The sequence below is a fragment of the Sphingomonas sp. G-3-2-10 genome, assembly GCF_012927115.1.
Taxonomy (GTDB): Bacteria; Pseudomonadota; Alphaproteobacteria; order Sphingomonadales; family Sphingomonadaceae; genus Sphingomonas.
The window spans coordinates 776,860-789,085 of sequence record NZ_JABBFY010000001.1 but is presented as its reverse complement, the minus strand read 5'-3'; the positions used below and the strand labels follow the sequence as shown (position 1 = coordinate 789,085).

Below are 12,226 nucleotides of genomic sequence, written 5' to 3'. Positions count from 1 at the left end.
ACACTTGTTACTCATGTCCAACGATTTGTTGGCGCTTTGTTCGCTGCGGGATCATTTGACCGGTGTCGCCCGACGAGGCCCAGAACCGGAGGAACACCCCATGATCACTACCCTGATTTCGCCCCTGATTTTGGGCGCCATGCTCGCCGTCGCCACCCCCGTGCAGGACGTGCCCGCGCCCGGCGTGAGCCCCAGCGTGAGCATCGCCTATGCCGATCTGAACCTGACTCACGCCGCCGGCATCGCCGAATTCGACCGCCGCATCGAACGGGCGGTGGACGCGGTGTGCCCCGCGCCGAAGATCAAGTCGCTTGCCGACCTGCAGGCAGTGGAATCCTGCCGCGCGGCGGCGCTGAACCGGGCTTCGGCCCAGCGCGAGAAGGCGCTGGCGTCGGCGCGCATCAACAACGAGACCCTCGCCAGCGTTCGCTAACCCTGAAAGCGGCACTGACGGGAAGCGGGCGGCGTTCCGGAGCGCCGCCCGCTATTTCGTTTTATAGGAGGTGCGGAATCTCCGTGGCACTGCACCCCGGACCTGTTCCTCGCGACAATATAGCAGTGCTCCGGCGAAGGCCGGAGCGTTGGAAGTATCACGATCCTTGATTGCCGAAGCTCCGGCCTTCGCCGGAGCACAGTCATTTGTGGAGGGTGTGCAAGCGACCGCCACCCGATCCCGCAAGCCACGCTGATCGATCCGCCACCTAGTTCCCGAAACGGAACAGCATGGTTAAGGCAATGTTGGGGGTTCCCGGAATCTCGGCTAAATCTCGCGCGTTCCAGGGAGGAAATCGATGCGAGTCGTTGCGGCATTGGCGGCATTGTTGATGATGGCGGGTTGCGACAATCCGTCCGCGACCGGCGAGGCCGCGAAGCAGGCGGCGATGCAGGTGTCCGCATCCGACGGCATCGATACGGTGGGCCGCAGCGGCAGCGGGTTCGACTATCGCTATGCGTTCCGCCTGCCCGGCGACAAGCTGAAGGCGGTGCTCCAGTCCAACGCCGACGCCTGCGACCGGCTGGGGCCGACGCGCTGCCGGATCATCGCGATGCGATATCAGGTCGGCGCGACCAACGAGATCCGCGCGGTGCTGACGCTGAAGGTCGATCCCGCGATCGCACGCAATTATGGCGAGGCCGTCACCAAATCGGTGACCGGCACCCACGGCGTACTGGTCGACACCGAAATCACCGGCGCCGATTCGACTTCGGCCGCGCGCAGCACCGCCGTGGTGAGCCGATTGCGTGACCAGTTGAAGAATGCGCAGGGGATCGCTGCGTCCAATTCCCCCGACGCCGCCGCAGCCAAGGCGCGTGCGACGCGGTATCAGAGCGCGCTGGAAGCGATCGCCGAAGTGGAAGCCAGCCAGGGCGGTTCGCTGGCGACCGCGCCGATGCTGATGACCTACGAATCCGGCACCGCACTGACCGGACTGGGCAGCGCCGACGCCAATTTCCACAATGCCGGCGCGACGCTGGCGGAATCGGTGTCGCGCGTGCTGATTGTGCTGGGATCGATCGGGCCGTGGCTGCTCGTACTGATCCTGATCATCGTCGTGCTGCGCTGGGTCGTGCATGGCCGCGGCGGCGTGGTACCGCGCGATCGCGACGAGGAAGATGGCTATGCGCCCCCTGCCCCGGCGCATCACGACAATCATGACGATAATCGCAACCTGATCCAGCGCTGGTTCAACCGCGACGACGAGCGGCAGCCCGAGCATCAGTGAGGGCGATTTCCCTCTCCAATAGGGAGGGGAATTGGAGTGCATTGGTCTTCTCAACCGGCCTGGCGCCGGCGTCCGCTCAGCCAAGGCTCCGTACTCAATTAGAAGTCGGGCCGGTAAGATGAGATTGCAGGACAACCCTCTCCCTTGATGGGAGAGGGAGGGGCCCGCCGTCGAAGGCGGTGGGAGGGCGATGGTGACCTCTCCTCATGGCACCGCCCAATGAGGAGAGGTCACCCCCACCCAACCCTCCCCCATCAAGGGGGAGGACTAATCGCCCTTTCCATCTGCACCGCATCTAATTGAGTCCTGACCCGAGCGCGATGTGCTCTATCCTTCAGGGCTTTGCTTGCCTCCCGGTGGATCCCGGCACTGCCGCCGGGATGACGGCGGGATTTAAGGTCGCGAGAACGCCGGATTGCGCCTCTTCATTTATGTGATATTATATCGTTACATAAATGGGGAGAGATGCGATGGCGGCGGCGTGGCGCAGGAAAGCGATACTCTTGGGCGCGGCATTGCTGGCGGTGCTGATCTTCGTCGCGGCGATCGTCGCGTCGCTCCAGCGCAAGCCGCAGCACGAGGCTCCGGTTGTCGCCGATCTGATGGTGTCCGATTCCAGTGCGGCCGCGCCCACGGCACTTGCCAGCGAGCCGCCGCCCGCCGAGGTTCCGGCACCGGCCGAAAGTGGCTCGGGCGGCATTGCGCCGGTGACGGTGAGCGTCCCCAAGCTGGCCTATACCTATCGCCTCGGGTTTCGCCTTCCCGGCCACAGACTGGCCGAAGTGCAGGAAGCGCACCGGGCGCTGTGCCTGCGGATGGGGCCGTCGCGGTGCCAGCTGCTCGCCATGTCGCGTTCGGCGGAGGGAGAGGCCCAGGCGCCGGCGCGGCTGACCCTGCGCGTCGCCAGTATCGAGGCCAAGGCCTTCTCCGACCGGCTGACCGGGATCGTCGCGGGCAGTGGCGGCAAGACGATGGCGACGAGCGTAACCGCCGAGGACGTGTCGAAGGCGATCGTCGATGCCGAGGCGCGCATCCGCCAGCGCGAACTGCTGGTGGCGCGGCTGACCGAGATATTGCGGACGCGGCGCGGCACCGTGGGTGAACTGGTCGAGGCCGAGCGCAGTGTCGCCGAAGCGCAGGAGGAGCTGGACCAAACCAAGGGCTGGCTGACCGAATTGCGCGGGCGAGTCGCGATGTCGGAGTTCGAGATCGGCTATTCGCAGGCGGAAGCGCCCAAGGCCGAGACAGTTCGCGAAGGCCCGTCGATCCTCGACGCGCTGGGCGGATCCGCCGGCGGATTTCTGATGACGCTGCGTATCGTGCTGTTGATCCTGATCTATCTCGCGCCCTGGCTGCTGATCGTGGTTCCGATCGCCTTGTGGGTGCGCCGGGCAGCCCGCCGAAAACGGGACAGCGAAACCGTGGCCGCGACCGCCGATGCTTGATTGCGCCGGGGAGACCGTTTCGGTATAGGCCCGGCCTTCCATTGCCCCGGCAGCCACGCGGTGACCCGCGCCGCCGGGGCCGCGCATTTCAGGGGTACCAGCCGACATGGCACGCCGCCGGCAAATCTACGAAGGCAAGGCCAAGATCCTTTACGAGGGTCCGGAGCCCGGCACGCTGATCCAGTATTTCAAGGACGACGCAACGGCCTTCAACGCCCAGAAGAAGGGCACGATCAACGGCAAGGGCGTCCTGAACAACCGGATTTCCGAGCATATCTTCACGATGCTCGGCAATATCGGCATCCCGACCCACTTCATTCGCCGTCTGAACATGCGCGAACAACTTATTCGCCAGGTTGAGATCGTTCCGATCGAAGTCGTGGTTCGCAACGTCGTGGCCGGTTCGCTGTCGAAGCGCCTGGGGATCGAGGAGGGCACGCCCCTGCCCCGCACCGTCGTCGAATATTATTTCAAGGACGATGCGCTGGGCGACCCGATGGTCACCGACGAGCATATCCTCGCCTTCGGCTGGGCGACGCAGGAAGAACTGCACGACATGGCCGACATGGCGATCCGGGTGAACGACTTCATGTCGGGCCTGTTCGCGGGAATCGGGATCAAGCTGGTCGACTTCAAGCTCGAGTTCGGCCGCATCTGGGACAACGACTATCCCCGCATCATCCTGGCCGACGAAATCAGCCCGGACGGATGCCGTTTGTGGGACATCGCATCGGGCGAGAAGCTCGACAAGGACCGGTTCCGCCGCGACCTTGGCGGTGAAGTCGAGGCTTATCAGGAAGTTGCACGCCGTCTTGGACTCTTCCCCGAAGGTCCCGACTCGGCCGTGCTCGACCTTGAAACCCACCGGAAGCGCCGGGGCAAGTAACGCCCGATGAGCGCCGGGGGGCGCGCTTCGCACGGGATCGCGTACCGGCCCGAGATTGACGGGCTGCGCGCGATCGCCGTGGTGGCGGTCATCCTCTATCATGCCGGCTTCGGCTGGCTTCCGGGTGGCGTGCTCGGCGTCGATATCTTCTTCGTAATCAGCGGATATCTGATCACAGGAATATTGACCAAGGATCTGGAAGCAGGCGAATTTTTGCTCTGGCGCTTCTACGAGCGGCGGATCCGGCGGATCCTGCCGGCGCTGTTGCTGGTCACCGCATTGTGCGTCCCGCTGGCATGGCGGGTGATGCTGCCCGACGATCTCGAGAATTTCGGCCAGTCGGTCGTCGGCACAATGCTGTTCGTCAACAATGTCGTGCTGATGGCCACCTCGGGCTATTTCGGCATCCATGCGCAGTTCCGGCCGCTGCTCCACAGCTGGAGCCTTGGCGTCGAGGAGCAATATTATCTGGTCGTGCCGCTGCTGATGTGGGCGGCGTGGCGGCTGGGCAAGCTGCGCGGCGTGGCGATCGGCATCGCGGCGGTGACGCTGCTCAGCCTGATCGCGTGCCTGTGGCACTGGCCGCTGGGCCCGCGCGGCAATTTCTTCCTGATCACGTCGCGCGCATGGGAACTGGGCGCGGGATCGCTGGCGGTGCTGGCCCAACCGCGGCTGCGGCGGCTGGCGAGCGAACGCGCGGGTGCCGCGCTGGCACTGGCGGGACTGGCGATGTCGGCGGTTCCGCTGTTCCTGCGTGCCGGCGAGAGTGGTCCGGGCCTTTCGACGATCGTGCCGGTGGCGGGCGTCTGCCTGATCCTGATCTTCGGCGGATCGCGCGATCCGGCGGGGCGGCTGCTGTCGAGCGCGCCGTTCGTCGGCGTGGGGCTGATCAGCTACAGCGCCTATCTGTTCCACCAGCCGGTGTTCGCCTTTGCCCGGCTCGTCAGCCTGGAGCCACCGAGCCTCACGACGATGACCCTGCTGCTGCCGCCGGTGTTCCTGCTCGCATGGGCGTCGTGGCGCTGGGTCGAACGGCCGTTCCGCGACCGCACCCGGGTGCGCACGGGCACCGTGCTGCTGACGACGGGCAGCGCAAGTGCGGTACTGCTGGCGATCGGCCTCGTCTTTCACTTCAACGCCGGCTTCTATCGCAACTGGCCCGAACTCAACGACGGCAGCGTCGTGGCGGCCGACAACCCCAACATCGCCTATAACAAGGGGCCCAACCGCTTCAGCGGCGTTCCACTGCCCGAAACGCGCGAGCGGGTGCGCATTCTGGTGCTCGGCGACAGTTTCGGGCGCGATTTCATCAATATGGGGCTGGAAAGCGGCGGCTTCGACAAGGCAGTCGTCAGCATCGACCAGGCGGACCGGTGCGGGGCGCAGACGCCCAAGCTGCGCAGCCAGGTGCGGAACGCGGACTTTATCGTGATCGTCCAGCGCTTCGAGGCGTCGGCGCTGGAATGCCTGCGGCGGCGGATCGAGTCCCTCGGGGAGATCGATGCAACCCGGATTCTGGTGATCGGCCGCAAGGGCTTCGGTCAGAACAACAACGCGGTGATGCTGATGCCGCGCGAGCAACGGCTGAACTGGCGCGCCGGACCGAGTGCGGAAGTCACCGCGGTCAACGATGCCCTGCGGCACATGCTGCCGCGGGAGATGTTCGTCGATGTCATGGCAATACTGGGCGACGATCGAGGCCGCGTGCGCGTGTTTACCCCCGAGGGCAAGTTCATCAGCCAGGATCGCGAGCATTTGACGCGCCCCGGCGCCCGCTATGTCGGCACGATCCTCTTCCGCGATCCGGCGCTGGCGCCGATCGCACGGGCCATCGCGGACTCGCAAAAAGCAGTTCCCCCTACCCGGCCTTAAAGCCCTTCTTAACCAAGCTCCGCTACTCCCCCTTCAGTTTCTCAGGGGGTTTCCGATGCGTTCGATGGGCAAGTTGCTGGCGATCACGAGTGCGCTTTCGATGGCGACACTCCTCTCCGCGTGCGGTGGCGACACCGCGCCGCAGACCGTTGGCAGCGTCGCGCCGCCCGCCGGCGGTACGCCGACCCCGACACACACGTTCGAGGTGCCGACCGAGGTCAAGACCTATGAGGGCATCGGCGTAGTCCAGAATTATCAGTACAACACGCGATCGGATGGCGCCGTCCAGGCGGGCCAGCTCTACGCCGGCGATGCGAATACCGTGCGCAACAGCGGCATCAGCGTCACCTACAGCCCGCGCGACGCGATCTTCGAAGTGACGATCAACCGTCCGGCGGGCGGCGTGAACACCAGCGCCATGCGCTTCCAGGATCCCGCGCACCGCACCGATTTCGGCGGCGCGATCCAGCCGCAGGCCGGCGTGCCGCAGCTCGCGACGAGCAAGAACATCCAGTATCTCCAGTCGGGCAGCAGCACCGGCGCGCGCCTCGGCGCGGGCAGCCCGTACAACACGCCCGGCGCACAGCAGTCCGACTATGCCGTCGGTTCGCCGGGCTACAGCTCGACCGTCCAGACCTTCTTCTACCAGAAGCCAGGCACCACGACGAAATACGTCACCTATGCCGGTTTCGTCCGCAACACGGTGAGCGCGACCGAGCAGCAGGACAGCGCGACCTCGCCCACCTATCTGCGCCAGAGCTACAGTCTCGATCGCGCCGCCTTCGTGTTCGGCGAGCGCACCGCCAACAGCGCGGTGCCGACCAGCGGTTCGGGCATCTATACCGGCGACATGATCGCGACCGTGGCGTTCAACCCCGCGCTCGACACCGATCCGACCACGCCGACCTATTTCCAGTGGATCGAAGGTTCGCACACCACCAACGTGAACTTCGCCACGCTGGGCGTCACCAGCAACTTCACCGGCACGGTGAAGGCTCCGGCGCTCGACGCCTATACCAGCGGCGCCTTCTACCTGCCCGCGGGTTCGACCTTCACCGCCACTTCGGGCGCGACGATCGATCTGGTCAACAAGGGCGGCTTCACCGGCAACTTCTCGGTCGCGCGTTTCGTGCGCCCCGGCCTGCCCGACTTCGTGATCGTGATCGCGGGCTCGAGCATCGACGGTGCGTTCTTTGGCCCGAACGGTCAGGAACTCGGCGGCGGCTTCCGCGTCGTCGGCGGCACGCCGGACGAGCGGATCGACATCCTCGGCGCGTTCACGGGCAAGAAGTGAACCGGCTCCTCGCAGCGCTTGCCTTCATGGCGGCGCTGCTGGTTCCCGCCACGGCGGGGGCCCAGGCTCTTATCGACCAGTGCACGGCGGAAACGTGCAAGGCGCGTCTGACCCCCGACCAGCTGGCCGGGGAAGCCCAGACGCTGATCCTTGCCGGCCGCTTCGACGAAGCGCGGCCGATGGTCGCGGCGCTGATGACCGTGCCCGACAAGAAGTTCGAGGCGCGTTTGCTGAGCGGCATGCTGGCGGCGGGCACCGGCGACCACGCCCGCGCCGCCGAATATTACAAGGCGATCCTGAGCGACGATCCCAGCCAGACCCGCGTCCGGCTGGAGCTGGGCCGCGAGCTGCTGGCGCTGGGCCACACCGCCAGCGCCGACAAGCAGTTCAAGATCGCCCAGCAGGACGGCGACCTGCCCGACGATGTGGCGCGTACGATCCGTTCGGTGCGCGACGTGATCCGTCAGCGCCGCGCATGGCGGCTCGACGTGGATCTGGGCATCGCGCCCGATACCAACATCAACAATGCGACCTCTTCGGACACGGTGACAATCCTGTGGGGCGGCATTCCCCTGCCCCTGATGCTGGACCAGCGCGCCAAGGCGCGCTCGGGGACCGGCATAACCGCATCGATCTCGGGCGGGGTGCGCCTGCCCATCGCCAACAAGATGTCGGCGATCGTCGACCTCGATCTGGCCGGCAACAACTATTCCGGCGCCGCATATGACGATTATCAGGTGCAGGCGGCGGGCGGCGTCGAATTCCGGCTCACGCCCACTTCCAGCGTCTCGTTGCAGGGCGTCGGCGCCCAGCGCTGGTATGGCGGACAGGCGGTCAGCCGCCAGACCGGCGTCAAGGCCGGTTTCCAGATCCGCCTGAGCGACCGCGACCAGATGGGCGTGCAGATCGACAGCCGCCGCACCGACGCGCTGTTCGATCCCTCCTATGACGGCTGGCAGACCGGCGCCTATGTGACCTACGAGCGCGCCGTGGCCAAATCGCTGGTGGTTTCGGGCGGCGGCTTCGTGCGGCGCGACAGTCTGAAGGCCGAAGCCTATTCCAACACCGAGATCGGCGCGATCGCGGGCTTTGGTGGCGAGTTGCCGCTGGGCATCACCTTCGGCCTTTCGGGCAGCGTGAGCCGGGCGAAGTTCGACGCGGCGATCCCGCTCTTCTCGATCGATCCGCGGCAGGACTGGCGATACACGGCGCGCGCGACGCTGGGCAATCGCGGCTGGCGGCTATGGGGCTTCTCGCCCCAGGTGAGCGCGAGCTATTCGCGGATCGACAGCTCGATCGATTATTACCGGAACGACCGGCTTCGTTTCAGGTTCGCGCTCGCCCGCTATTTCTAGGCTGTAGAGCCATAAAGCAGTCGTACCGCTTTCGACCCAGTTGCGGACATTGACATCTCCTTCGCCAGATTGTGGATTGTCCATGTGACGACCGATCATATTCCCATTGAATTGGATGAAGACGGGTTCTCCGGGACCGTCAGGCAGGAGGGTTTCCCGGGTGAAAGCCTGCCGGACTTGATTGCTCATCGCCCGGAGCCTTGGAGATTTCTCCGTTTGGCGAGAGTTGTTGGCGCCGCAAGGTCCATTGCTCGCGATGAGCTCGGCCCAGATGAAGCTAAAGCGATGATCAACGCCATGGCGTCGATTTGTGACTACAAGGGCGACTTTGGTGTCATTTGGCGGGACTCGGGCCACAAGCCGGTTTTTGAGGGTGTCCTAAATCGCGCTCTGGCATCCGAAGGGGAGGACGAAATACTCCACGAAATCGAGTCCGATCGATCTGGTATCGTCCCTCGCTCAGATTAGCGCACTGTCCGCTATCCACCCACTCACGGACGTTCGCGCACTAAGCTCGCGTCCCAGAAGCGGCCCGGCGGCATCCGACCCACTTGCGGACATTGAGCCACCAAGGGCATTGAGTTGCGATGAAGGCTGAAGAGATACGCCAAACCACAGTCACCGAGTTGCTAAAGCTCGGCTTCAATCTTCCGGCTCAGCTTCCGCTCACTGAAGCGTCTTCCTTTCAGAGCGGCAGGACGATTTTTAGCCGCTTCGCCTGCCTGCATCTATGCGCAGCGGTCGCCTACGGGTTGCCCACGGATCGGGCATTGGCGTGGGCCGAGGCAGAAGGCGTGCTTCATCATCTTGAGCCGCAAGAAGATAGCTTTTTGCAGAAACCGTCCGCCGATCCACGTTTTCAGCAGCAGGTTGAAGGGATGTTTGCACTGTGCTGGGCATTGGGAACGGAGGACAGATTGGACTGGTTCACAGCAGTGGACAATCACTTCGTCCGCCGGGTTCCTGACCTGCGGAGTTCCGAAGGGCTGGCATCTTTAAAGCAACGTACGAGAGCGCGCGAAAATGGCGAAATCGCGCAAGCGACGGACCTTGGCTACTGCGTTCACTGGCTTTGGCGAGAAGCCGCGATCGGGCGCGGCGCAACCTTGCCTGTTCCAGAATATGTCGTTGCTGAACGTCGTCGAGCGCTCGAATGGCTGACCGGCCACGGCGCATGGTATGAGATTTCTCTCGATACCTGATGTCCGCTTCCCACCCAATCCCGGCCGTTCAGCATGAAAGGCTGGAAGCGGTCGTTATTGGGTCATAAGCCGGAAAAGGCGACCTCGCGTTCACTGGCGCGCGCAAGCTGGATAAAAAAATCCGCGTTGCGGTCATTGATGCACGCTATTTCCAATTGCCCCAAGCGCCTTGGATCGCCATAGGCGCGGGGCATGAAGCTCCGCATCATCGTAACGCTCAAGAACGGGGTCCTCGACCCCCAGGGCAAGGCCATCCAGCACGCGCTCGGCGGTCTCGGGTTCAACGGCGTCGAAGACGTCCGCGCCGGCAAGCTCTTCGAGCTGGAACTGGCGGACGGCACCAGCGACGAAGCCATTGACGAGATGTGCCGCAAGCTGCTAGCCAATACGGTGATCGAGAATTACCGGGTCGAAAAACTGTGAAGACCGCGGTCATCGTCTTCCCCGGATCGAATTGCGACCGGGACATCGCGGTGGCCCTGGAAGACGTGACGGGCGTGAAGCCCGCCATGATCTGGCACGGCGAAAGCGAACTTCCCCCAGGGCTAGGTGCGATCGCCCTGCCCGGCGGCTTTTCCTATGGCGACTATCTGCGCTGCGGCGCGATCGCGGCACGTTCGCCGATCGTGAAGGCCGTGATCGCGGCGGCCGAGCGCGGCGTGCCGGTGATCGGCATCTGCAACGGATTCCAGGTGCTGACCGAAACCGGCCTGCTGCCCGGCGCGCTGATGCGCAATTCGGGACTGAACTTCGTGTGCCGCGACGTGAAGCTGACCGTGGACAACAGCCAGTCGATCTTCACCAGCGCGTATGACGCGGGCGAGGAAATCCGCATCCCGGTGGCGCATCATGATGGCAATTACTTTGCCGACGCCGAGACGCTGGACCGGCTGGAAGGCGAAGGCCGCGTCGCGTTCCGCTATGCCGAGGACGTCAACGGATCGGCGCGCAACATCGCCGGTGTGCTGAACAAGGCGGGCAACGTGATCGGTATGATGCCGCATCCCGAGCGCCGCATCGAAGCCGCGCATGGCGGCACCGACGGGCGCCGGATGTTCGAGGGACTGCTCGAAGCGGTGGCCTAACCGCCCCCCGGCCGGGCGCCGGAGTCCGCGAAACGCCGCGCACCATAAATTCTCCGCTTCGGCTTACTCGTCCAAAGGCCCGACCGCAGCCGGCTGGCCATCGAACACGCGCGTGAACCGGGCCAGCAGCAGGATCGCCAGCGGCCAGAACATCGTGTTCCAGAGATCGTGGAGGCTCAGGGGCACGCTGACCGCCAGCGGCACGCGGGTCAGCAGTCCGTCGCGAATGTCCCAGGCCTCGCCGATCAGCGCGAAGGCGAGGATCAGCGCGAACGGCTTCCAGCTGCGCAGCGGCCAGCGGAAAAGCCAGACGCTGCCGAACAGCAGGATCAGCGCGAAATAGATGTGCAGCGCGTCCTTCTCGAGCCCGGCGGCGTCGATCAGCCAGAGCTTGGCCTGCTGAAAGAAAGTGGTTCCGGGTTCGACGATCGCGGCGGGATACTGGATCTGGACGTTGCTCACACCTGCGTCCGGAACGGGGTGAAGTCGGTGCCCTCGTCATAGACGTCGACGCCTTCGCGGCGCTTCAGCCCGTTGACCACAAGATAGGTGACGGGCGTCAGGATGACTTCCCAGCTCACCTTGAGCACCCATTGCGTCACCAGCACCTTGAGCACCAGATCGTTGGTCCAGCCCGCCGCACCCCAAAAGGCGAGCGGGTAGAAGATCAGGCTGTCGATCCCCTGCCCCGCCACTGTCGATCCGATCGTGCGCGACCAGAGATGCTTGCCCTTCGTCCAGATCTTCATCTTGGCGAGGACATAGGAATTGACGAACTCGCCCGCCCAGAAGGCGCAGACCGACGCGAGGACGATGCGTGGCACCTGACCGAAGATCGTCTCGTACGCCGCCTGGTTCTTCCAGTCGGGCGCGGGCGGCAGTTCGACGACGACCCACGACATGAACGCCATGAACAGCACCGCGACCGTGCCGGTCCAGATCACGCGGCGGGCGCGGGCATAGCCATAGACCTCGGTCAGAACGTCGCCGATGACATAGGAGAGCGGGAAGAACAGGATGCCTGCGCCGAACGGCCAGTAGGTTTCCCAGAACGGCAACCAGATCTGCGCGACCTTGCCCGCGCCAAGCACGTTGGACAGCAGGATGATGGCGACGAACGCCGCCATAACGAAATCGAAATAGCGGAAATGTCCGCCCGCGATCTGCCCGGCATTGATGGCCGCCGGCTTGCCGTTCCCCTCGGTCATGCCGTGAGTATGATCATGGTTTGCCAACGGCGCAATCCGCGCTAGGCGATGCCGGCGCGCGCCCGTAGCTCAGCTGGATAGAGCACATGCCTTCTAAGCCTGTGGTCGTTGGTTCGAATCCAACCGGGCGCGCCAGTCTTCCAACCTCACCTTTC

General features: G+C 64.6%; 13 protein-coding genes and 1 tRNA gene. 12 read left to right on the top strand and 2 right to left on the bottom strand.

The features are described from left to right. The first annotated feature begins 100 nt into the window (after window positions 1–100). From HHL13_RS03970 to purQ, 11 genes are all read left to right on the top strand, one after another. Window positions 101–433: a UrcA family protein gene (locus HHL13_RS03970; protein WP_240953616.1), complete on the top strand. Its 333-nt coding sequence runs from the start codon at window positions 101–103 to the stop codon at window positions 431–433. Window positions 434–791: 358 nt separating this feature from the next. After that, window positions 792–1,724 carry a hypothetical protein gene (locus HHL13_RS03965; RefSeq protein ID WP_169554452.1) on the top strand — a complete coding sequence of 311 codons (933 nt, stop codon included), beginning with the start codon at window positions 792–794 and terminating at the stop codon, window positions 1,722–1,724. 470 nt (window positions 1,725–2,194) lie between these two features. Then, entirely contained in the window at window positions 2,195–3,169 is a 975-nt protein-coding gene (locus HHL13_RS03960; RefSeq protein ID WP_169554451.1) for a DUF4349 domain-containing protein, read from the top strand. Window positions 3,170–3,275: 106 nt separating this feature from the next. Next, on the top strand, window positions 3,276–4,055 hold the full coding sequence (gene purC / locus HHL13_RS03955) for a phosphoribosylaminoimidazolesuccinocarboxamide synthase (RefSeq protein WP_169554450.1): 780 nt from the start codon (window positions 3,276–3,278) through the stop codon (window positions 4,053–4,055). A 6-nt stretch (window positions 4,056–4,061) separates the two neighbouring features. Further along, complete coding sequence (locus tag HHL13_RS03950) at window positions 4,062–5,927, top strand: acyltransferase family protein (RefSeq protein ID WP_169554449.1); 1,866 nt, start codon at window positions 4,062–4,064, stop codon at window positions 5,925–5,927. Between the two features lie 55 nt (window positions 5,928–5,982). Beyond that, window positions 5,983–7,221, top strand: a complete 1,239-nt coding sequence (locus tag HHL13_RS03945) for a transferrin-binding protein-like solute binding protein (protein WP_169554448.1) — start codon at window positions 5,983–5,985, stop codon at window positions 7,219–7,221. After that, window positions 7,218–8,576 (top strand): surface lipoprotein assembly modifier, encoded by a 1,359-nt coding sequence (locus tag HHL13_RS03940; protein WP_169554447.1) that lies wholly within the window; start codon window positions 7,218–7,220, stop codon window positions 8,574–8,576. The genes HHL13_RS03945 and HHL13_RS03940 overlap by 4 nt, the downstream gene beginning before the upstream one ends. Before the next feature lie 84 nt (window positions 8,577–8,660). Then, the gene (locus HHL13_RS03935; protein ID WP_169554446.1) at window positions 8,661–9,044 is read left to right on the top strand and encodes a hypothetical protein; all 384 of its coding nucleotides are present in this window, start codon (window positions 8,661–8,663) and stop codon (window positions 9,042–9,044) included. Between the two features lie 119 nt (window positions 9,045–9,163). Beyond that, entirely contained in the window at window positions 9,164–9,778 is a 615-nt protein-coding gene (locus HHL13_RS03930; protein WP_169554445.1) for a DUF4272 domain-containing protein, read from the top strand. Window positions 9,779–9,970: 192 nt separating this feature from the next. Beyond that, a complete protein-coding gene (purS, locus tag HHL13_RS03925; RefSeq protein ID WP_169554444.1) occupies window positions 9,971–10,201 on the top strand; it encodes a phosphoribosylformylglycinamidine synthase subunit PurS in 231 nt (76 codons plus the stop codon). Continuing rightward, entirely contained in the window at window positions 10,198–10,863 is a 666-nt protein-coding gene (purQ, locus tag HHL13_RS03920) for a phosphoribosylformylglycinamidine synthase subunit PurQ (RefSeq protein WP_169554443.1), read from the top strand. Before purS ends, purQ begins: the two co-directional genes overlap by 4 nt. A gap of 63 nt (window positions 10,864–10,926) precedes the next feature. Here the strand turns inward: purQ and HHL13_RS03915 are convergent, their stop codons facing one another. Next, window positions 10,927–11,325 (bottom strand): hypothetical protein, encoded by a 399-nt coding sequence (locus HHL13_RS03915; protein WP_169554442.1) that lies wholly within the window; start codon window positions 11,323–11,325, stop codon window positions 10,927–10,929. After that, the gene (locus HHL13_RS03910; protein WP_169554441.1) at window positions 11,322–12,071 is read right to left on the bottom strand and encodes a queuosine precursor transporter; all 750 of its coding nucleotides are present in this window, start codon (window positions 12,069–12,071) and stop codon (window positions 11,322–11,324) included. The genes HHL13_RS03915 and HHL13_RS03910 overlap by 4 nt, the downstream gene beginning before the upstream one ends. Before the next feature lie 58 nt (window positions 12,072–12,129). Here HHL13_RS03910 and HHL13_RS03905 point away from each other — a divergent pair. Beyond that, window positions 12,130–12,206 (top strand) — tRNA-Arg (locus HHL13_RS03905). Window positions 12,207–12,226: the final 20 nt, after the last annotated feature.

Coding starts and splice junctions, on each gene's coding strand:
- HHL13_RS03950 (WP_169554449.1), top strand. CDS start 4,062: ATGAGCGCCGGGGGGCGCGCTTCGCACGGGATCGCGTACCGGCCCGAG.
- HHL13_RS03970 (WP_240953616.1), top strand. CDS start 101: ATGATCACTACCCTGATTTCGCCCCTGATTTTGGGCGCCATGCTCGCC.
- HHL13_RS03960 (WP_169554451.1), top strand. CDS start 2,195: ATGGCGGCGGCGTGGCGCAGGAAAGCGATACTCTTGGGCGCGGCATTG.
- HHL13_RS03930 (WP_169554445.1), top strand. CDS start 9,164: ATGAAGGCTGAAGAGATACGCCAAACCACAGTCACCGAGTTGCTAAAG.
- purS (WP_169554444.1), top strand. CDS start 9,971: ATGAAGCTCCGCATCATCGTAACGCTCAAGAACGGGGTCCTCGACCCC.
- HHL13_RS03910 (WP_169554441.1), bottom strand. CDS start 12,071: ATGACCGAGGGGAACGGCAAGCCGGCGGCCATCAATGCCGGGCAGATC.
- purC (WP_169554450.1), top strand. CDS start 3,276: ATGGCACGCCGCCGGCAAATCTACGAAGGCAAGGCCAAGATCCTTTAC.
- HHL13_RS03945 (WP_169554448.1), top strand. CDS start 5,983: ATGCGTTCGATGGGCAAGTTGCTGGCGATCACGAGTGCGCTTTCGATG.
- HHL13_RS03965 (WP_169554452.1), top strand. CDS start 792: ATGCGAGTCGTTGCGGCATTGGCGGCATTGTTGATGATGGCGGGTTGC.